Source organism: Mycobacterium sp. NS-7484 (genome assembly GCF_001953975.1).
Lineage (GTDB): Bacteria > Actinomycetota > Actinomycetes > Mycobacteriales > Mycobacteriaceae > Mycobacterium.
Genome location: NZ_MBEJ01000129.1, coordinates 1 through 20,223, shown reverse-complemented (window position 1 = coordinate 20,223; position 20,223 = coordinate 1). Strand labels below are relative to the sequence as shown.

20 protein-coding genes and 1 rRNA gene are annotated in these 20,223 nt (G+C 66.1%); 19 read left to right on the top strand and 2 right to left on the bottom strand.

What is annotated here, in order from left to right; all coding sequences use genetic code 11:
• Window positions 1-266: 266 nt before the first annotated feature.
• Complete coding sequence (gene rho / locus A5733_RS23985) at window positions 267-2,264, top strand: transcription termination factor Rho (RefSeq protein ID WP_369830964.1); 1,998 nt, start codon at window positions 267-269, stop codon at window positions 2,262-2,264.
• 47 nt (window positions 2,265-2,311) lie between these two features.
• Here the strand turns inward: rho and A5733_RS23980 are convergent, their stop codons facing one another.
• Complete coding sequence (locus A5733_RS23980; protein WP_076241942.1) at window positions 2,312-2,875, bottom strand: TetR/AcrR family transcriptional regulator; 564 nt, start codon at window positions 2,873-2,875, stop codon at window positions 2,312-2,314.
• A 174-nt stretch (window positions 2,876-3,049) separates the two neighbouring features.
• Between A5733_RS23980 and fadD1 the strand changes: the two genes are divergently transcribed.
• From fadD1 to A5733_RS23900, 16 genes are all read left to right on the top strand, one after another.
• Window positions 3,050-4,639, top strand: coding sequence for a fatty-acid--CoA ligase FadD1 (fadD1, locus tag A5733_RS23975; protein ID WP_076241907.1), 1,590 nt, complete (start codon window positions 3,050-3,052; stop codon window positions 4,637-4,639).
• 124 nt (window positions 4,640-4,763) lie between these two features.
• Window positions 4,764-5,003 carry a 50S ribosomal protein L31 gene (gene rpmE, locus A5733_RS23970; protein WP_067772382.1) on the top strand — a complete coding sequence of 80 codons (240 nt, stop codon included), beginning with the start codon at window positions 4,764-4,766 and terminating at the stop codon, window positions 5,001-5,003.
• A gap of 83 nt (window positions 5,004-5,086) precedes the next feature.
• The gene (gene prfA / locus A5733_RS23965) at window positions 5,087-6,184 is read left to right on the top strand and encodes a peptide chain release factor 1 (protein WP_076241906.1); all 1,098 of its coding nucleotides are present in this window, start codon (window positions 5,087-5,089) and stop codon (window positions 6,182-6,184) included.
• The gene (gene prmC / locus A5733_RS23960) at window positions 6,181-7,026 is read left to right on the top strand and encodes a peptide chain release factor N(5)-glutamine methyltransferase (protein ID WP_076241905.1); all 846 of its coding nucleotides are present in this window, start codon (window positions 6,181-6,183) and stop codon (window positions 7,024-7,026) included. Before prfA ends, prmC begins: the two co-directional genes overlap by 4 nt.
• A 30-nt stretch (window positions 7,027-7,056) precedes the next feature.
• Entirely contained in the window at window positions 7,057-7,716 is a 660-nt protein-coding gene (locus A5733_RS23955; protein ID WP_067772392.1) for an L-threonylcarbamoyladenylate synthase, read from the top strand.
• 31 nt (window positions 7,717-7,747) lie between these two features.
• Complete coding sequence (gene rfe / locus A5733_RS23950; protein WP_067772395.1) at window positions 7,748-8,971, top strand: UDP-N-acetylglucosamine--decaprenyl-phosphate N-acetylglucosaminephosphotransferase; 1,224 nt, start codon at window positions 7,748-7,750, stop codon at window positions 8,969-8,971.
• Between the two features lie 269 nt (window positions 8,972-9,240).
• Window positions 9,241-9,687, top strand: a complete 447-nt coding sequence (locus A5733_RS23945; protein ID WP_067772397.1) for an ATP synthase subunit I — start codon at window positions 9,241-9,243, stop codon at window positions 9,685-9,687.
• A 10-nt stretch (window positions 9,688-9,697) separates the two neighbouring features.
• On the top strand, window positions 9,698-10,474 hold the full coding sequence (atpB, locus tag A5733_RS23940; RefSeq protein ID WP_067772400.1) for a F0F1 ATP synthase subunit A: 777 nt from the start codon (window positions 9,698-9,700) through the stop codon (window positions 10,472-10,474).
• A gap of 88 nt (window positions 10,475-10,562) precedes the next feature.
• On the top strand, window positions 10,563-10,823 hold the full coding sequence (locus A5733_RS23935) for a F0F1 ATP synthase subunit C (RefSeq protein WP_003888102.1): 261 nt from the start codon (window positions 10,563-10,565) through the stop codon (window positions 10,821-10,823).
• Between the two features lie 9 nt (window positions 10,824-10,832).
• The gene (locus A5733_RS23930; RefSeq protein WP_067772402.1) at window positions 10,833-11,330 is read left to right on the top strand and encodes a F0F1 ATP synthase subunit B; all 498 of its coding nucleotides are present in this window, start codon (window positions 10,833-10,835) and stop codon (window positions 11,328-11,330) included.
• Window positions 11,331-12,668: a F0F1 ATP synthase subunit B/delta gene (locus A5733_RS23925; RefSeq protein WP_076241904.1), complete on the top strand. Its 1,338-nt coding sequence runs from the start codon at window positions 11,331-11,333 to the stop codon at window positions 12,666-12,668. It abuts the gene before it with no gap.
• Between the two features lie 55 nt (window positions 12,669-12,723).
• Window positions 12,724-14,373, top strand: a complete 1,650-nt coding sequence (gene atpA / locus A5733_RS23920; protein WP_076241903.1) for a F0F1 ATP synthase subunit alpha — start codon at window positions 12,724-12,726, stop codon at window positions 14,371-14,373.
• Between the two features lie 7 nt (window positions 14,374-14,380).
• Window positions 14,381-15,304 (top strand): F0F1 ATP synthase subunit gamma, encoded by a 924-nt coding sequence (locus A5733_RS23915; protein ID WP_067772416.1) that lies wholly within the window; start codon window positions 14,381-14,383, stop codon window positions 15,302-15,304.
• Window positions 15,305-15,344: 40 nt separating this feature from the next.
• A complete protein-coding gene (gene atpD / locus A5733_RS23910) occupies window positions 15,345-16,772 on the top strand; it encodes a F0F1 ATP synthase subunit beta (protein WP_067772419.1) in 1,428 nt (475 codons plus the stop codon).
• A gap of 39 nt (window positions 16,773-16,811) precedes the next feature.
• Window positions 16,812-17,177 carry a F0F1 ATP synthase subunit epsilon gene (locus A5733_RS23905; protein WP_003885294.1) on the top strand — a complete coding sequence of 122 codons (366 nt, stop codon included), beginning with the start codon at window positions 16,812-16,814 and terminating at the stop codon, window positions 17,175-17,177.
• Window positions 17,178-17,193: 16 nt separating this feature from the next.
• Window positions 17,194-17,640, top strand: coding sequence for a DUF2550 domain-containing protein (locus tag A5733_RS23900; protein ID WP_067772422.1), 447 nt, complete (start codon window positions 17,194-17,196; stop codon window positions 17,638-17,640).
• On the opposite strand, the gene A5733_RS23895 is transcribed toward A5733_RS23900, so the two are convergent.
• Window positions 17,634-18,206, bottom strand: a complete 573-nt coding sequence (locus tag A5733_RS23895) for a cob(I)yrinic acid a,c-diamide adenosyltransferase (protein WP_067772426.1) — start codon at window positions 18,204-18,206, stop codon at window positions 17,634-17,636. The genes A5733_RS23900 and A5733_RS23895 overlap by 7 nt on opposite strands.
• Window positions 18,207-18,303: 97 nt before the next feature.
• Between A5733_RS23895 and murA the strand changes: the two genes are divergently transcribed.
• Together murA and A5733_RS23885 are read left to right on the top strand one after the other, a co-directional pair.
• Window positions 18,304-19,560, top strand: a complete 1,257-nt coding sequence (murA, locus tag A5733_RS23890; RefSeq protein ID WP_076241902.1) for a UDP-N-acetylglucosamine 1-carboxyvinyltransferase — start codon at window positions 18,304-18,306, stop codon at window positions 19,558-19,560.
• A gap of 368 nt (window positions 19,561-19,928) precedes the next feature.
• A 16S ribosomal RNA gene (locus A5733_RS23885) occupies window positions 19,929-20,223 on the top strand; the annotation flags it as partial.

Here is a 20,223-nt window from a genome sequence, read left to right as displayed (position 1 = left end):
TGCCTGCGTCGACACCAGGACGACCACCCAATCTTCTTGTGTTCTACTCGTGGACTGACGGTTCGCCGTATATCGGCGAATCCTGGCGATCGCCGTTGCACAGGCGACGGTGTGAGCTACGCGCTCAGCGGTTCAGCTGAACGCGCATCGACCTTTGGGGAACCCTCGCACGACCTGATGAGCGGGGGAAAGAAAGGAAATCCGTGACAGATACGGACCTCTTCACGGCTGACAATGCCAACGGCACTGGGGATTTGCCCAATGCAGTGTCATCTGAAAGCGCCGGATCATCTGAAAGCGCTGCGACCGTCGGTACCGCGGCCCCGGCTGCTGCCTCTGCGTCCGGATCGAACACCACGCGGCGCGCTTCTGGCGCCCGGCCCGCGTCGCTGTCGACCATGGTGCTGCCTGAGCTGCGTGCGCTGGCCAAGGAAATCGGCGTCGAAGGCGCGTCCGGCCTCCGCAAGAGTGAGCTGATCGCAGCTATTCGTGCCCACCGCGGCGAGTCCAACGGGACCACCGACGCGCCGCAACAGGCCACCCCCGACGTCCAGCAGGACGCCGGTGCCGAGGCCGGCGAGCAGCCGGCGCCACGTCGCCGCGAGCGTCGGGGCTCCTCGCGCCAGGCCGGTGCGCCCGCCGCCGAGGAGGCCGGCAAGGACGACTCGCCCAAGACCGAGACCAAGGCTGAGACCAAGGGCGAGGCGAAGAGCGAAGCCAAGGGCGAGGCCAAGGCCGATACTCCTGTCGAGACCGGAGCCGACGCCAAGGCCGAGTCCGCCGAGTCGCAGGAAAAGCAGCCCAAGCAGGACAAGCGCGACCGGCAGGACCGTCGCGACAAGCGTGAGCAGTCCGACGGCGAGAACAAGCAGGACGACAAGCGCGACCAGAAGCAGGACCGCGACCAAAAGCAGGACAAGGGTCAGGGCCGCGAGCAGTCCGACCAGTCCGACAACCAGCAGAGCCGGGGCGGCAACTCCAACAACGATGGCGACGACGACGGAGACGGCCGGCAGGGCCGGCGCGGTCGTCGCTTCCGCGACCGGGACCGTCGTCGCCGTGGTGAGCGCGGTGGCGAGGGCGGTGGCGAGACCGAGTTGCGCGAGGACGACGTCGTCCAGCCGGTCGCCGGCATCCTCGATGTCCTGGACAACTACGCCTTCGTGCGCACGTCGGGCTACCTGGCCGGGCCGAATGACGTCTACGTCTCGATGAACATGGTCCGCAAGAACGGACTGCGCCGTGGTGACGCGGTCACCGGTGCCGTGCGCGTGCCCCGCGAGGGTGAGGGCGGCGGCAACAACCCGCGCCAGAAGTTCAACCCGTTGGTGCGTCTGGACAGCGTCAACGGCGGTCCGGTCGAAGCGGCCAAGAACCGGCCTGACTTCACCAAGCTGACCCCGCTGTACCCGAATCAGCGGCTGCGCCTGGAGACCACGCCCGAGCGGCTGACCACCCGCGTGATCGATCTGATCATGCCCATCGGTAAGGGGCAGCGTGCCTTGATCGTGTCGCCGCCCAAGGCCGGTAAGACCACGATCATGCAGGACATCGCCAACGCGATCACCAAGAACAACCCGGAATGCCACCTCATGGTGGTGCTCGTCGACGAGCGCCCCGAAGAGGTCACCGACATGCAGCGCTCGGTCAAGGGTGAGGTCATCGCCTCGACCTTCGACCGCCCGCCGTCAGACCACACCCAGGCCGCCGAGCTGGCCATCGAGCGGGCCAAGCGCCTGGTCGAGCAGGGCAAGGACGTCGTGGTGCTGCTGGACTCGATCACCCGTCTGGGCCGTGCGTACAACAACGCGTCGCCGGCCTCGGGTCGCATCCTGTCCGGTGGTGTGGATTCCACCGCGCTGTACCCGCCAAAGCGGTTCCTCGGCGCGGCGCGCAACATCGAGCACGGCGGCTCGCTGACCATCATCGCCACCGCGATGGTCGAGACCGGCTCGACCGGTGACACCGTGATCTTCGAGGAGTTCAAGGGCACCGGTAACGCCGAGCTCAAGCTCGACCGCAAGATCGCCGAGCGCCGGGTGTTCCCCGCGGTCGACGTCAACCCGTCGGGCACCCGCAAGGATGAGCTGCTGCTCTCGCCGGATGAGTTCGCGATCGTGCACAAGCTGCGCCGCGTGCTCTCGGGTCTCGACAGCCATCAGGCCATCGACCTGCTGATGAGCCAGCTGCGCAAGACGAAGAACAACTACGAGTTCCTGGTCCAGGTCTCCAAGACCGCGCCGGGTTCGATGGACGTCGACTGATCCGGTCGACACGCGTAAGGCCCCGCCGCTGGCGGGGCCTTTTGCGTTCAGACGGCCGGGTCGGCTTTCAAACCCGGCATCACATATCGCCGGATCTGGGTGAGCACGGCATCACCGTCGCTCGGATCGAGCGTCTTCCCCGGCACGGTCGCCAGCGAAATCACTATCCGCGCAAGCCATTCCGACGCTTCCGGGATGTCGATGTCGGCGCGGATCTCGCCGCGGTCGCGGGCGGCCACCAGGTAGCGGGACCAGAATTCGGCGAGATCGGGGATCAGGCCCTGCACACCCGCGCCGGCGCAGGCGGCGAACTCCTCGGGTTCGTCGGTGCGAAGTTTGAGCAGCACCGCGCCCGGATCGTCATACGCCCGCAGGCCGTTGCCCACCCCCCAGGCCAACTGATGGTCCAGGCCGTCGATCTGTTCGAGCATGGCGTGCGCTTCGGACCAGAACGTGTCGTTGAGTCGTACGATGACCGCGCCCAGCAGCGAGACCTTGTCGGGGAAGTGGCGGTACAGCCATCCGCGCGACACACCGGCGGCCTCGGCCACCTCGGAAACCGTCGTCACGCGAATCCCTTTGGTCCGCAGACATTCTTCGGCCGCGTCCATCAGGCGATCACGCACGCTGCGGCCGGTCTCGACACGCGGATCAGTGCTGGTCAACTCTGAGATCTCCTGATGCTCTGGTGGGCTGGGAGATGATTGTGCCAAGGATGTTCCCTGTCGCGCCACACCATGGTAGACAGTTTTGTCGATCTGTTCACTCAACGTGGGGACCCTCCGATGGCCGAAACGCTGCAGCAGTTGCTCCGCGAACATGAAGGAAGCGACACTGTCGCCGTCAAGTACGGCGACCACAGCTGGACCTGGCGCGAACACCTGGCTATCGCCAATCGGCAGGCGTCCGCGCTGCTGAAACTCGCGGATCCGGACCGTCCGGCACACATCGGCACATTGCTGGGCAACACGCCGGACATGCTCACCGCGATGGCTGCCGCCGCCCTCGGCGGTTACGTGCTGTGCGGAATCAACAACACGCGTCGCGGCGCGGCGCTGGCCAAGGACATCCTGCGCGCGGACTGCCAGATCCTGCTCACCGACGCTGCTCACCGCGACCTGCTGGCCGGGCTGGACCTGCCCGGTGTGCGGGTCCTGGACACCGGCGGCGACGAATGGGCGCAGATGTGCGCCGATGCCGGGGAACTCACGCCACTGCGCGAAGTCGGTCCGACCGACACGTTCATGATGATCTTCACCTCCGGCACCAGCGGTGACCCCAAGGCCGTCCAGGTGGCCCACATGACGGTGCTGTTCGCCGGGATGGCCCTGGTGGAACGGTTCGGCATCACCGACGAGGACGTCTGCTACCTGTCGATGCCGCTGTTCCACTCCAACGCCCTGCTGGCCGGTTGGAGCGTCGCGGTGGGCTCCGGCGCGGCGATGGCCCCCGCGACCTTCTCGTCCTCGGGTTTCCTGCCCGATCTGCGCCGCTACGGCGCCACCTACATGAACTACGTCGGCAAGCCACTGGCCTACGTGCTGGCCACACCGGAACAACCCGATGACATCGACAACCCGTTGCGGGTGGCCTTCGGCAACGAGGCCAGCGATCGGGACATCGCCGAGTTCGGTCGCCGGTTCGGCGCCAAGGTGTGGGACGGTTTCGGTTCCACCGAGGGCGCGGTGATCGTCACCCGGGAGGAAGGCTGCCCGCTGGGCTCGGTGGGCAAGGGCTTTCCGGGCGTGGCGATCTACGACCCGCAGACCGTGACCGAGTGCGCGGTTGCCGAATTCGATGCCGACGGTGTTCTGGTCAACGGGGACAAGGCAATCGGCGAACTGGTCAACACCACCGGCGCCGGGTTGTTCCAGGGTTACTACAACGACGACTCCGCCACCCAGGACCGGCTGCGTCACGGCATGTACTGGTCCGGTGACCTGGCCTATCGCGACGCCGACGGTTGGATCTACCTGGCCGGGCGGACCGCGGACTGGATGCGCGTCGACGGCGAGAACATGACCTCGGCACCCATCGAACGGATCCTCGGCCGTCATCCGGCCGTCAACCACGTCGCGGTCTACCCGGTCCCCGACGAGTACGTCGGTGACCAGGTGATGGCCGCGATCGTGCTGCAGGACGACGCGGCGCTGGACCCGGTCGAGTTCGCCGAGTTCCTGGCCGCCCAATCCGACCTGTCGCCCAAGGCGTGGCCGCGTCACGTCTGGATCGCTGACCAACTACCGACGACAGCGACCAACAAAGTCCTCAAACGCGAGTTGATCGCGGCCGGCGCCGATGGCCTGGGTCGCTTGCTGTGGCATCGCACCGGCCGCGAATACACCGTCGGCCCCGCGGGCACGACGGGGGAATAGTTGCCGCTCATCACGCGTTTAGGCTGCTGGCGGTTGACCTGGCATAATGGACCGCCGACCCTCGGTCCCGGTTCACGTCCATCGGAATTTCGGGCGACCCGGGCCAACGATTGAAGAGGAACCCATGAAAACAGGCATTCATCCTGAGTATGTCGAGACCACGGTGCACTGTGGTTGCGGCAACACCTTCCAGACCCGCAGCACCAAGCAGAGCGGCCAGATCGTGGTCGAGGTCTGCTCGCAGTGCCACCCGTTCTACACCGGCAAGCAGAAGATCCTCGACAGCGGCGGCCGCGTGGCGCGCTTCGAGAAGCGCTACGGCAAGCGCAAGCCGGCCGGCGACAAGGCTGCCGCCGACAAGTAGCTACGTCAACAGCGCCCGATCTGTCGCATTCGCGCAGATCTGGGCGCTGTTCTCGTTTCCGCATCCAAGTCGAGGAGGTTGACGTGACAGACACCGCGCCCGCGATCGAGGCGTTGCTGGCCGAGCACACTGACCTCGAGCGCCAACTCGCCGACCCGAATCTGCACGCCGACGCCGCAGCCGCGCGCAAGGTGGGCCGACGATTCGCCCAGGTGTCACCGGTCGTGGGCACCTACCGCAAGTTGGAGGCCGCACGCGGTGACCTGGAGGCAGCCCGTGAGCTCGCCGCCGACGACGCCAGTTTCGCCGCCGAGGTGGACGAGCTGACGGCCAAGGTCGCCGAACTCGATGCGCAACTGACCGACCAGCTCGCGCCCCGTGATCCGCATGATGCCGACGACATCGTGATGGAGGTCAAGTCCGGGGAAGGCGGCGAAGAATCGGCGCTGTTCGCCTCCGACCTGGCCCGCATGTACATCCGGTACGCCGAACGGCACGGCTGGTCGGTGACGGTGCTCGACGAGACGTTCTCCGACCTCGGCGGCTACAAGGACGCCACGTTGTCGATCACCAGCAAGGGCGATTCGGCCGACGGAGTCTGGTCGCGGCTCAAGTTCGAAGGCGGCGTGCACCGCGTGCAGCGAGTACCGGTCACCGAATCGCAGGGCCGGGTGCACACCTCGGCCGCGGGCGTGCTGGTCTACCCGGAGCCCGACGAGGTCGAACAGGTCCAGATCGACGAATCGGATCTGCGCATCGACGTCTACCGGTCCTCGGGCAAGGGCGGTCAGGGCGTGAACACCACCGACTCGGCGGTGCGTATCACCCACCTGCCCACCGGCATCGTCGTCACCTGTCAGAACGAGCGTTCGCAGTTACAGAACAAGGCCCGCGCCATGCAGGTGCTGGCCGCCCGGCTGCAGGCACTGGCTGAAGAGCAGGCCCAGGCCGACGCCTCGGCCGACCGGGCCAGCCAAATCCGCACCGTGGACCGCAGCGAGCGCATCCGGACCTACAACTTCCCGGAGAACCGGATCGCCGATCACCGGATCAACTTCAAGGCGCACAACCTCGATCAGGTGCTCGACGGAGAACTCGATGCGCTGCTGGATGCGTTGGGTGCCGCCGACAAGCAGGCCCGGCTTCAGCAGGAGACATCAGCCGGCCCGGCGAGGTCATGACCCGATTGCGGCAGGCGATCGCCGCCGCAACGGCACGGTTGGCGGCCGCCGGCGTCGCGTCCCCGCGGATCGACGCCGAACTGCTGGCCGCGCACGTCATCGGCGTCGACCGGGGCCGCTTGCTGCTGCTCGACGATCCCGGTGAACAGTTCCAGTCCGACTACGACGACTTGATCGCCGCCCGCTCCCGCCGGATACCGCTGCAGCATCTTCTCGGTACCGCGGCCTTCGGTCCGCTGACCCTCGAAGTCGGGCCGGGGGTGTTCATCCCACGCCCGGAAACCGAATCACTGCTGGAATGGGCCCTGGCGCAACCACTTCCGCCCAACCCAGTGATCGTCGATCTGTGTACGGGATCGGGTGCGCTGGCATTGGCGTTGGCTGCGGCTCACCCGGAGGCCCGGGTGCTGGCCGTCGAGGACTCGCCCGCCGCGCTGGAATTCGCCCGGCGCAATGCCGCCGGTACGCGCGTCGAGGTGATCGCCGCCGACGTCACCACGCCCGGTCTGGCGCCCGAACTCGACGACCGGGTGGACCTGCTGGTGTCCAATCCGCCGTACATCCCCGAGGGTGCAGTGCTGGAACCGGAGGTGGCCGACCACGATCCGGCCCGTGCGCTGTTCGGCGGGCCGGACGGGATGTCGGTGATCCGGCCGATCGTCGCGCTGGGAGCCCGGTGGCTGCGTGCCGGCGCGGCGTGCGCCGTCGAACACGACGACACCACCTCGCAGCTGACCGTCGATGCCTTCGTCGACGACGGGCATTTCACCGCCGTGACCGCGCGCCGGGACCTGGCCGGACGACCCCGCTTTGTCACCGCGACCCGGATTGGGAGAAGCTGAGTTGATGCGCGCACCGACCGGGGAGCCGACATGACCATCTTCGATTGCACCGATGTCGATCAGCGTGCGACCGGCATCGCCTCGGCGGCCAGCGCGGTCAAAGGCGGGCGGCTGGTGGTGATGCCCACCGACACGGTCTACGGAATCGGGGCCGACGCCTTCGATCGTGACGCGGTCGGCAGTCTGCTCGCCGCCAAGGGGCGTGGCCGCAACATGCCCGTCGGCGTGTTCGTCGGCTCGTGGAGCACCATCGACGGGCTCGTGTATTCGGTGCCGCCGGCCGCCCGTGAATTGATCCGCGCGTTCTGGCCGGGCGCACTGAGCCTCGTGGTCACGCAGGCGCCGTCGCTGCAGTGGGACCTCGGGGACGCCAACGGCAGCGTCATGCTCCGGATGCCGCTGCACCCGGTGGCCATCGAGCTGCTGCGCGAGGTCGGTCCCATGGCGCAGTCCAGCGCCAACGTCTCAGGCCAGCCCGCCGCGGTCACCGCGGCGCAGGCCCACGAACAACTCGGCGACAAGGTCGAGGTCTACCTCGACGGCGGCCCTGCCGAACAACAGGCCGCATCCACGATCGTCGACCTCACCGGCGCCCACCCGCGCATCCTGCGGGAGGGGCCGATCAGTGCGGCCGACATCGCCAGGGTCGTTGGCGTGGAAGCCGCCAGCCTGACCACGCCTACGGAGTGAACTCAGCTTGCTGCAGTACGGTGCATCGGTGATGACGGCCGGCGACGCAGTGATTCCCGCGGTCAACACCGGCCTTCTGGCGCTGTCGGACCGCGGCGCCGGTGTGCCCTTGCGGGAGCTGGCGCTGGTCGGGCTGACCGCGGCCATCATCACCTACTTCGCCACCGGCTGGGTCCGCGTGTTGGCCATCCGTCTCGGTGCGGTCGCCTACCCCCGCGAACGTGATGTCCACGTGCATCCCATTCCGCGGATGGGTGGGCTCGCGATGTACATCGGGGTGGCCGCCGCCGTCCTGCTGGCTTCTCAACTCCCGGCGCTCACCCGGGGTTTCGTCTATTCCACCGGTATGCCCGCGGTGGTGGTGGCCGGCGGATTGATCATGGCCATCGGCCTGATCGACGACCGCTGGGGTCTCGACGCCCTGACGAAGTTCGCGGGGCAGATCACCGCGGCCAGCGTGCTGGTCACCATGGGGGTGGCCTGGAGCGTGCTCTACATCCCGATCGGGGGAGTGGGCACCATCGTGCTCGACCAGGTCTCCTCGATCCTGCTGACGCTCGCGCTCACGGTGTCGATCGTCAACGCGATGAACTTCGTCGACGGTCTGGACGGCCTGGCCGCCGGCCTCGGGCTCATCACCGCGCTGGCGATCTGTGTGTTCTCGGTCGGGCTGTTGCGCGATCACGGCGGTGACGTGCTGTTCTATCCGCCGGCGGTGATCTCGGTGGTGCTGGCCGGGGCGTGCCTGGGCTTCCTGCCGCACAACTTCCACCGGGCCAAGATCTTCATGGGCGATTCGGGCTCGATGCTGATCGGCCTGATGCTGGGCGCGGCGTCGACGACGGCTGCCGGCCCAATTTCCCAGAATGCCTACGGTGCGCGCGACGTGTTCGCACTGCTCTCGCCGTTCTTGTTGGTGATCGCCGTGATGCTGGTGCCCGCGCTGGACACGTTGCTGGCGATCGTGCGGCGCACCCGGGCGGGCCGCAGCCCGCTCAGCCCCGACAAGATGCATCTGCACCATCGGTTGTTGCAGATCGGTCATTCGCACCGGCGCGCGGTCCTGCTGATCTACCTGTGGGTCGGCATCATCGCCTTCGGCGCGGCGGCGACGATTTTCTTCGATCCCCGCTACACCGGAGCGGTGGTCGCGGCGGCCATTCTGGTCGCGATCGTGGTGACTCTGATACCGCTGTTACAACGCGGTGGCGAAGGGTCCGATGACCAGCACGAAGCCGAGTACGACAAAAAGTAGTAGGCCCGGTTTAGGGGTGTCTACCATGTGTTACCCTTCTGGCAGAACCCGAAAAACCTCGCGGGTTGCCGGCCCGGCCCATCGGTTCGACGAACCGTCAGGTGCCGATCAACGACCGACAAAGGGAGCTACCCCGTGGGTGAGTCCAGCCCGCCCGTTGCCCTCCGATATTCTCGGCGGGCACACACAGGATTTTGCCAGACGGTGGTGGCCGTCCATGGCATGTCCGAGGGGATGGCTTTCCGTGACAGCGGGATTGGGGTGAAGCGGTGACAACACCAGCGCAGAACGCGCCGTTGGTGTTTCCGTCAGTGGCGTTTCGGCCGCTACGCCTGCTCATCGTTTGCGTCGCACTCACTGCGCTGGCCATGTTGGCCGCCGGCTTCACCGGGCACATCTTCTTCGGGGCCTTCTTCGGCGTCGGTCTCGGTCTCGGCTTGATCAACGCCCTGCTGGTGCGTCGGGCGGTCGAGTCGATCACGGCCGAGGACCATCCGCTCAAGAAGAAGATGGCCGTCAATTCGGCGACCCGTCTGCTTATCATCACCGCGATCGCCCTCGGCATCGCGTTTGTCTTCAAAACCTCCGGCGGCATCGCGGTGCTGTTCGGGCTGGCGATTTTCCAGGCACTGCTGGTGATGAGCACCAGCGTTCCCGTGCTGCGCAAGATCCGCGCGAACGGCCTGGATGTCTTGGATACGGAATCGAAGGGTTGAGCTGACCTAAATGACTCAGACGACGACCGTGCTCGCCGCCGAAGAGGGTGGCGCCGCCATCCACGTCGGCCACCACACCATGGTGTTCGAGCTGTTCGGGATGACGTTCAACGGCGACACCATCCTGGCCACCGCGATCACCGCGGTGATCGTGATCGCCCTGGCGTTCGTGCTGCGGGCCAAGGTCACCTCGACCGGCGTGCCCGGCGGTGTGCAGCTGTTCTGGGAGGCCCTCACCATCCAGATGCGCGGGCAGATCGAGAGCGCGATCGGAATGAAGGTGGCGCCGTTCGTGCTGCCGCTGGCGGTGACGATCTTCGTCTTCATCCTGATCTCCAACTGGCTGGCGGTGCTGCCGCTGCAATACGGCGGACCGGACGGCGCCGCGGCCGAGTGGTACAAGCCGCCGGCCTCCGACATCAACTTCGTGTTGGCGCTCGCCCTGTTCGTGTTCGTCTGCTACCACGCGGCCGGCATCTGGCGGCGCGGCATCATCGGCCACCCGGTCAAGGTGGTCAAGGGGCACGTCGCCCTGCTGGCGCCGATCAACATCGTCGAGGAACTCGCCAAGCCGATCTCGCTGGCCCTCCGTCTTTTCGGCAACATCTTCGCCGGCGGCATCCTGGTCGCGCTGATCGCGATGTTCCCCTGGTACATCCAGTGGGCACCCAATGCGATCTGGAAGACCTTCGACCTGTTCGTCGGCCTGATCCAGGCCTTCATCTTCTCGCTGCTGACGATCCTGTACTTCAGCCAGTCGATGGAGTTGGACCACGAAGACCATTAAGCGCACTGATCCGAATATCTGACATCTGTAACTGCACGACACGAACCTCTGGCGGCACAGCCACCAGTTATCAAGGAGGATAAAAGGAATGGAACTCGACCCCAACGCCCTCATCACCGCCGGCGCGCTGATCGGTGGCGGTCTGATCATGGGTGGCGGCGCCATCGGCGCCGGTATCGGTGACGGTATCGCGGGTAACGCGCTGATCTCCGGCATCGCCCGGCAGCCCGAGGCCCAGGGCCGCCTGTTCACCCCGTTCTTCATCACCGTCGGTCTGGTGGAGGCCGCGTACTTCATCAACCTGGCCTTCATGGCGCTGTTCGTCTTCGCCACCCCGGGCCTGCAGTAGTCCATCAGCATGGGTGAATTGACACTCCTCGCCGCGGAGGAAGGCGGTGGGGGCCAGAGCAACTTCCTGGTCCCCAACGGCACCTTCTTCGCCGTGCTGATCATCTTCCTGATCGTGCTCGGCGTGATCGCGAAATGGGTTGTGCCTCCGGTGGGCAAGGTGCTGGCAGAGCGGGAAGCGATGCTGGCCAAGACCGCCGCCGACAATCGGAAGTCAGCCGAGCAGGTGGCCGCGGCGCAGGCCGACTACGACGAGGCGATGGCCGGGGCGCGTACCGAGGCATCGGCAATCCGTGACCAGGCGCGGGCCGCCGGTCGCGAGGTGGTCGACGCCAAGCGTGCCGAGGCCAACTCCGAAGTGGCCGAGAATGTGCGCCGGGCCGACGAGCAGCTCGCTGCCCAGAGTGCCGAGGTGCGGTCCGGGCTGGAGTCGTCCGTCGACGGGCTCTCGCAGACCCTGGCCAGCCGAATTTTGGGCGTCGACGTGAAATCAGGTGGGACGCAGTAGATGTCGATATTTATCGGGCAGCTGATCGGCTTTGCCGTCATCGCATTCATCATCATCAAGTGGGTGGTGCCGCCGGTGCGGAGCCTGATGCAGAAGCAACAGGAAGCCGTGCGGGTCGCGCTCGCCGAGAGCGCCGACGCGGCGAAGAAGCTCGCCGATGCCGATGAGATGCATGCCAAGGCACTGGCCGACGCCAAGGCCGAATCGGCCAAGGTGACGGATGAAGCCTCGCAGGACTCTGAGCGGATCGCCGCTCAGCTGGCCGAGCAGGCCGGCACCGAGGCCGAGCGGATCAAGGCGCAGGGCACACAGCAGATTCAGCTGATGCGCCAGCAGCTCATCCGCCAGCTGCGGACAGGTCTGGGATCGGAGTCGGTGGCCAAGGCCGACGCTCTGGTTCGGGCGCACGTCGCCGACCCGGCCGCGCAGGCGGCCACCGTCGACCGGTTCCTGGACGAGCTCGACCAGATGGCGCCGTCGCCCTTCGTCATCGACACCGCCGCGACGGCCACGCTTCGCGCGGCCAGCCGTGAGTCGCTGGCGATCGTCGTCGACAAGTTCGATTCGGTGGCCGGCGGTCTGGATGCCGATGCGCTGACCAAGCTCGCCGACGAGCTGTCGTCGGTGGCCAAGGTGCTGCTCGCGGAAACGGCGCTGGCCAAGCATCTGGCCGAGCCGACCGACGACGCCGCCGGCAAGGTGCGGCTGCTCGAGCGCGTGCTGTCCGGCAAGGTCGGCAACACCGCACTGGACCTGCTGCGGACGGCCGTCTCGCAGCGCTGGTCTGTCGAGTCGAACCTGGTCGACGCCATCGAACACACCGCACGTCTGGCGCTGCTCAAGCGCGCCGAGACCGCCGGTGAGGTCGACGAGGTGGAGGACCAGCTGTTCCGGTTCGGCCGCCTGCTCGACGCCGAACCCAAACTCTCGGCTCTGCTGAGTGACTACACGAACCCGGCCGACGGCCGTATCGCTTTGCTGGACAAGGTGATCAGCGGCAGCGCCGGCGTGAACGGGACGGCAGCGGCGCTGCTGGCCCAGACGGTGGGGCTGCTGCGCGGTGAGCGCGCCGACGAAGCCGTCATCGACCTCGCCGAGCTCGCAGTGGCCCGCCGCGGAGAGGTGGTCGCCCACGTGACCGCCGCGGCCGACCTCAACGATGCCCAGCGGACCCGGTTGTCGCAGGTGCTGACCCGCATCTACGGCCACCCGGTGTCGGTCCAGCTGCACGTCGACCCGGAACTGCTCGGTGGTCTGTCGATCACCGTCGGTGACGAGGTGATCGACGGCTCCATCTCGTCCCGACTGGCCGCCGCCGCGACCCAGCTCCCGGACTGATAACCCCCGATACCCCAGGACCACCCCAAAGATCTAGGTAGGAAGACGAAAAACCATGGCAGAGTTGACAATCTCGGCTGCTGATATCGAAGGTGCCATCGAGGATTACGTATCCTCGTTTTCCGCCGACACCGAGCGCGAAGAGATCGGCACCGTCGTCGACGCCGGTGACGGCATCGCTCACGTCGAGGGCCTGCCCTCGGTCATGACCCAGGAGCTCCTCGAGTTCCCGGGCGGTGTGCTGGGCGTGGCGCTGAACCTCGACGAGCACAGCGTCGGCGCCGTGATTCTGGGTGAGTTCGAGAAGATCGAAGAGGGCCAGCAGGTCAAGCGCACCGGCGAGGTGCTCTCGGTGCCGGTCGGTGACGCGTTCCTCGGCCGCGTCGTCAACCCGCTCGGTCAGCCGATCGACGGCCAGGGCGACATCGAGGCCGAAGAGCGTCGTGCCCTTGAGCTGCAGGCCCCCTCGGTGGTGCAGCGCCAGAGCGTCTCCGAGCCGCTGCAGACCGGTATCAAGGCCATCGACGCCATGACCCCGATCGGCCGCGGCCAGCGTCAGCTGATCATCGGTGACCGCAAGACCGGTAAGACCGCCGTCTGCGTCGACACCATCCTCAACCAGCGTGAGGCCTGGGAGACCGGCGACCCGAAGCAGCAGGTGCGCTGCGTGTACGTCGCCGTCGGCCAGAAGGGTTCCACCATCGCCAGCGTGAAGCGTGCGCTGGAAGAGGGCGGCGCCATGGAGTACACCACCATCGTCGCGGCCCCCGCCTCGGACGCCGCCGGCTTCAAGTGGCTGGCCCCCTACACCGGTTCGGCCATCGGCCAGCACTGGATGTACAACGGCAAGCACGTCCTGATCGTCTTCGACGACCTGACCAAGCAGGCCGAGGCCTACCGCGCCATCTCGCTGCTGCTGCGCCGCCCGCCGGGCCGTGAGGCGTACCCGGGTGACGTGTTCTACCTGCACTCGCGTCTGCTGGAGCGTTGCGCGAAGCTCTCCGACGAGCTCGGCGGCGGCTCGATGACCGGCCTGCCGATCATCGAGACCAAGGCCAACGACATCTCGGCCTACATCCCGACCAACGTCATCTCGATCACCGACGGTCAGTGCTTCCTGGAGTCCGACCTGTTCAACCAGGGTGTCCGCCCGGCCGTCAACGTCGGTGTGTCGGTGTCCCGCGTCGGTGGCGCCGCTCAGATCAAGGCGATGAAAGAGGTCGCGGGCTCGCTGCGTCTGGATCTGTCGCAGTACCGCGAGCTCGAAGCCTTCGCGGCCTTCGCCTCGGACCTGGACGCCGCCTCCAAGGCCCAGCTGGACCGCGGTGTGCGTCTGGTCGAGCTGCTCAAGCAGGCGCAGTACAGCCCGCTGGCCGTCGAGGACCAGGTTGTCTCGATCTTCCTCGGCACCCAGGGCCACCTGGATTCGGTCCCCGCCGAGGACGTCTCGCGCTTCACCGACGAGCTGCTGGAGCATGTGAAGGCCAGCCACGGCGACATCCTCAAGGGCATCAAGGAGTCCAAGAAGCTCTCCGAAGAGAACGAGGAGAAGCTGGTCTCGGTCATCAACGAGTTCAAGAAGGGCTTCGCGGCCTCCGACGGCAGCTCCGTTGTCGCCAAGGACGCCGAAGCCGAGGCCCTGGACCCCGAGGACCTTGAGAAGGAATCGGTCAAGGTCCGCAAGCCGGCTCCCAAGAAGGCCTAGGTAACCAATGGCAGCCACACTTCGCGAGCTACGCGGGCGTATCCGCTCGGCTTCGTCGATCAAGAAGATCACGAAGGCGCAGGAGCTGATCGCCACGTCGCGGATCGCCAAGGCACAGGCCCGAGTCGACGCGGCTCGGCCCTACGCCACCGAAATCACCAACATGCTCACCGAGCTCGCCGGTGCGAGCGCGCTGGATCACCCGCTGCTCGTGGAGCGGGCGAACCCCAAGCGGGCCGGTGTGCTGGTGGTGTCCTCGGACCGCGGTCTCTGCGGCGGTTACAACGCCAACGTGCTGCGCCGGGCCGAAGAACTGTTCTCGCTGCTGCGAGAAGAGGGCAAGAACCCGGTGCTCTACGTCGTCGGCCGGAAAGCGCTGGGCTACTACAGCTTCCGGCAGCGGACGGTGACCGAGTCGTGGACCGGCTTCTCCGAGCGGCCCACCTACGAGGACGCCAAGGCGATCGCCGACACCTTGGTGACGGCGTTCATGTCCGGTGCTGACGACGAGGGCGACGACGCGGGCGCCGACGGCATCTTGGGCGTCGACGAACTGCACATCGTGTCCACCGAGTTCCGGTCCATGCTGTCGCAGACCGCCAATGCGCTACGTATCGCGCCGATGGTCGTCGAGTACGTCGGCGAGGTGGAGACCGGTCCGCACACGCTGTACTCGTTCGAGCCGAGCGCCGAGACCCTGTTCGACGCGCTGTTGCCGCGCTACATCGCGACGCGGGTGTACGCCGCGCTGCTGGAGGCCGCGGCCTCGGAGTCGGCATCGCGCCGGCGCGCCATGAAGTCGGCCACCGACAACGCCGACGAACTGATCAAGGGCCTCACGCTCGCGGCCAACCGCGAACGTCAGGCACAGATCACTCAGGAAATCAGCGAGATCGTGGGCGGCGCCAACGCGCTGGCCGATGCGCGATAGCCGGACAAAGACGAAAGCCTCGTAGGAAAGCGAAGAGAGAATGACTGCTACTGCAGAAAAGACGGCGGGCCGCGTAGTCCGCATCACCGGCCCGGTGGTGGACGTGGAGTTCCCGCGCGGCTCGGTGCCCGAACTGTTCAACGCCCTGCACGCCGACATCAGCTACGGCGCGCTGGCCAAGACCCTGACGCTTGAGGTCGCCCAGCACCTCGGCGACAACCTGGTGCGTTGCATCTCGATGCAGCCCACCGACGGCCTGGTGCGTGGCGCCGACGTCAGCGACACCGGTGCCTCGATCTCGGTGCCCGTCGGCCACGACGTCAAGGGCCACGTGTTCAACGCCCTCGGCGACTGCCTGGACGAGCCCGGCTACGGCAAGGACTTCGAGCACTGGTCGATTCACCGCAAGCCGCCGGCCTTCGCCGACCTGGAGCCCCGCACCGAGATGCTGGAGACCGGTCTGAAGGTCGTCGACCTGCTCACCCCGTACGTGCGTGGTGGCAAGATCGCCCTGTTCGGTGGCGCCGGTGTGGGTAAGACGGTTCTGATCCAGGAGATGATCAACCGTATCGCCCGTAACTTCGGTGGTACCTCGGTGTTCGCCGGCGTGGGTGAGCGCACCCGCGAGGGCAACGACCTGTGGGTCGAGCTCGCCGACGCCAACGTGCTCAAGGACACCGCGCTGGTGTTCGGCCAGATGGACGAGCCGCCAGGCACTCGTATGCGTGTGGCCCTGTCGGCGCTGACCATGGCCGAGTGGTTCCGCGACGAGGCGAACCAGGACGTGCTGCTGTTCATCGACAACATCTTCCGGTTCACCCAGGCCGGTTCCGAGGTGTCGACCCTGCTGGGTCGTATGCCTTCGGCCGTGGGTTACCAGCCGACGCTGGCCGACGAGATGGGTGAGCTGCAGGAGCGCATCACCTCGACGCGTGGCCGCTCCATCACCTCGATGCAGGCCGTGTACGTGCCCGCCGATGACTACACCGACCCGGCGCCGGCCACCACGTTCGCCCACCTGGACGCCACCACCGAGCTTTCGCGTGCGGTGTTCTCCAAGGGCATCTTCCCGGCGGTGGACCCGCTGGCGTCGTCCTCGACGATCCTGCACCCGAGCATCGTCGGCGACGAGCACTACCGCGTCGCCCAGGAAGTCATCCGAATCCTGCAGCGCTACAAGGACCTTCAGGACATCATCGCCATCCTCGGTATCGACGAGCTGTCGGAAGAGGACAAGGTGCTGGTGTACCGCGCCCGCAAGATCGAGCGTTTCCTGAGCCAGAACATGATGGCGGCCGAGCAGTTCACCGGTCAGCCTGGTTCGACCGTGCCGCTCAAGGAGACCATCGAGGCCTTCGACAAGCTGGCCAAGGGCGAGTTCGATCACCTGCCCGAGCAGGCGTTCTTCCTCATCGGTGGTCTGGACGACCTGGCGAAGAAGGCCGAAAGCCTCGGCGCGAAGCTGTGATGAACTCGGTAGACGTGCGACTGCGAGAGGTGGTGTGACATGGCTGATTTGAACGTCGAGATCGTTGCCGTCGAGCGTGAGCTCTGGTCCGGCACCGCTACGTTCGTCTTCACCCGGACCACCGCCGGTGAGATCGGCATCCTGCCGCGCCACATTCCGTTGGTGGCGCAGCTCGTCGACGACGCGATGGTTCGAGTCGAGCGTGAGGGCGAGGACGATCTGCGTATCGCCGTCGACGGCGGTTTCCTCTCCGTGACGGAGGAGACGGTCCGGATTCTGGTGGAGAACGCTCAGTTCGAATCCGAGATCGATGCCGACTCGGCCAAGCGTGACGCCGAGTCCGACGACGAGCAGACAGCGGCATGGGGTCGGGCACGCCTGCGTGCTCTCGGCCAGATCGACTGACGACTAGAGACGACAGATGAGCGCGCCCATGATCGGCATGGTCGCGCTCATCTGCGTTTTGCTACTGATGGTCGGAGCGCTGAGCTACCGGCTGTGGAAGCTACGGCAGGTCGGCGGAACGGCGGCCATCCTGCGCGACTTTCCCGCGGTGGGCGGCCACGGCTGGCGTCACGGCGTGATGCGCTACCGCGGCGGCGAGGCCGGCTTCTACCGGCTGTCCAGCTTTCGGTGGTGGCCGGACCGACGACTGAGCCGGCGCGGGCTGGAAGTGGTCTCGCGCCGTGCCCCGCGTGGCGACGAGTTCGACATCATGTCCGATCAGATCGTGATCCTCGAACTGCGCGACACGAGTCCCGAACGCCGGCAGGGTTATGAGATCGCCCTGGACCGCGGTGCCCTGACCGCGTTCACCTCGTGGCTGGAATCGCGGCCGTCACCGCGGGCGCGCCGCCGGACTTACTGATCCTTACCGGGCTGCCAGAGCACGTCGCCGTCCGGGTTCGCGACCCGCGACAAGATGAACAACAGATCCGAGAGCCGGTTGAGGTACTTGGCCGGCAGGACGCTCACCGAGTCGCCATGTTCCTGCACAGCAATCCAGGCTGCTCGTTCGGCCCGCCGCGCCACGGTCCGGGCGACATGCAAAAGCGCGGACAGTGCAGTGCCGCCGGGCAAGATGAACGAGTTCAGCGCCGGCAGCGCTTCGTTGAACTCGTCGCACCACTTCTCAAGCCGGTCGATGTACGCCTGGGAGATCCGCAGCGGCGGGTACTCCGGGTTTTCGACCACCGGCGTGGACAGGTCGGCGCCGGCATCGAACAGGTCGTTCTGAATCTGGCGCAATACCGCCATAATTTGCTGGCTCGGTTCGCCGAGGGCCACCGCGACGCCGATGGCGGCGTTGGCTTCATCACAGTCGGCGTAGGCCGTCAACCTCGAGTCGTTCTTCGACACCCGGCTGAAGTCACTGAGCCCGGTCGTGCCGTCGTCGCCGGTGCGGGTGTAAATACGCGTGAGATGCACTGCCATATCTGAACCGTACCGGGCTTGAAGGCATCCGGCTTGGGCTCACCGGATCTGTGCGAGCAGTCGGAAACTCGACGGCGGGCTGTTTACACTAACCGGCGTGAGCGAGCGATTCTTGGTGACCGGCGGCAATCGGTTATCAGGTGAAGTTGCTGTCGGTGGCGCGAAGAACAGTGTGCTGAAACTGATGGCTGCCTCATTGCTGGCCGAGGGAACGAGCACGATCACCAACTGTCCCGACATCCTCGACGTGCCCCTGATGGCAGAGGTGTTGCGGGGGTTGGGCGCCACGGTGGAGCTCGACGGCGACACCGTGCGGATCACATCTCCGGACGAGCCCAAATACGACGCCGATTTCGCCGCGGTTCGCCAGTTCCGCGCATCGGTGTGTGTGCTGGGCCCACTGGTCGGCCGGTGCAAGAAGGCCAGAGTTGCCCTTCCCGGCGGTGACGCGATCGGATCGCGGCCGCTGGACATGCACCAGGCTGGGCTGCGGCAATTGGGCGCGACCTGCAATATCGAGCACGGCTGTGTGGTGGCCGAGGCCGATCATCTGCGGGGCGCGGAGATTCAGCTCGAGTTCCCCTCGGTGGGGGCGACCGAGAACATCCTGATGGCGGCGGTGCTGGCCGAGGGCGTCACGACGATCCACAACGCTGCGCGCGAACCCGACATTGTCGACATCTGCGCCATGCTCAACCAGATGGGCGCCAAGGTGACCGGCGCCGGAACCTCGACGCTGACCATCACCGGCGTCGACCGGCTGTATCCCACGGAGCATCGGGTGATCGGCGACCGGATCGTGGCGGCCACCTGGGGGATCGCGGCAGCGATGACCCGAGGTGACATCTCGGTGACGGGGGTGGACCCGCAACATCTGCAGTTGGTCCTGCACAAGCTGCACGACGCCGGTGCCACGGTGACGCAGAACGACAACGGATTCCGGGTGGTCCAGTACGAGCGGCCGAAAGCGGTCAACGTGGCGACGCTGCCGTTTCCGGGCTTCCCGACGGATTTGCAGCCGATGGCGATCGGGTTGGCGGCGATCGCCGACGGCACCTCGATGATCACCGAGAACGTGTTCGAAGCCAGGTTCCGGTTCGTCGAGGAGATGATCCGGCTCGGCGCCGACGCGCGTACCGATGGTCATCACGCAGTGGTGCGCGGAATCCCGCAGCTGTCGAGCGCCCCGGTGTGGTCATCGGACATCCGGGCCGGCGCCGGATTGGTCCTTGCGGGCTTGGTCGCGGACGGGGAGACTGAAGTTCACGACGTTTTTCACATCGATCGGGGCTACCCGTTGTTCGTGGAAAACCTCGTGAGTCTGGGTGCGGAGATCGAAAGAGTAGGCGCGTAGGCGGATCGCGACAGCGTGGTCTGCAGCCGGAAACGGCTTTGACCAGGCGATTTGACGTCGCGACGGCGCTAAGGCTAATCTTTTGAAGTCGCCGCGGAGCGGATGAAACAAGCCGGACCAGAGCGACTTGACAAGGCAGCCGGAGCGAGATTAGGCTGGCGGGGTTGCCCCAAATCGGGGTCAACCAAAAATCAGGTCTGTTGTTTGAGAACTCAATAGTGTGTTTGGTGGTTTTTGTTTGTTGTTTTGGCCGCGCTCTTTTTCCCGTTTAGGGTGTGGCTTGTTTTTTGATGCCAGTTTTTGGTGTCTTTTGTTTGTGATCGGATTTTTCTGATTCGAATTCTGCCTGTCGTTGGATGGGAAGTTTTTGTTTGGAGAGTTTGATCCTGGCTCAGGACGAACGCTGGCGGCGTGCTTAACACATGCAAGTCGAACGGAAAGGCCCTTCGGGGTACTCGAGTGGCGAACGGGTGAGTAACACGTGGGTGATCTGCCCTGCACTTTGGGATAAGCCTGGGAAACTGGGTCTAATACCGGATAGGACCACGCGCTTCATGGTGTGTGGTGGAAAGCTTTTGCGGTGTGGGATGGGCCCGCGGCCTATCAGCTTGTTGGTGGGGTAATGGCCTACCAAGGCGACGACGGGTAGCCGGCCTGAGAGGG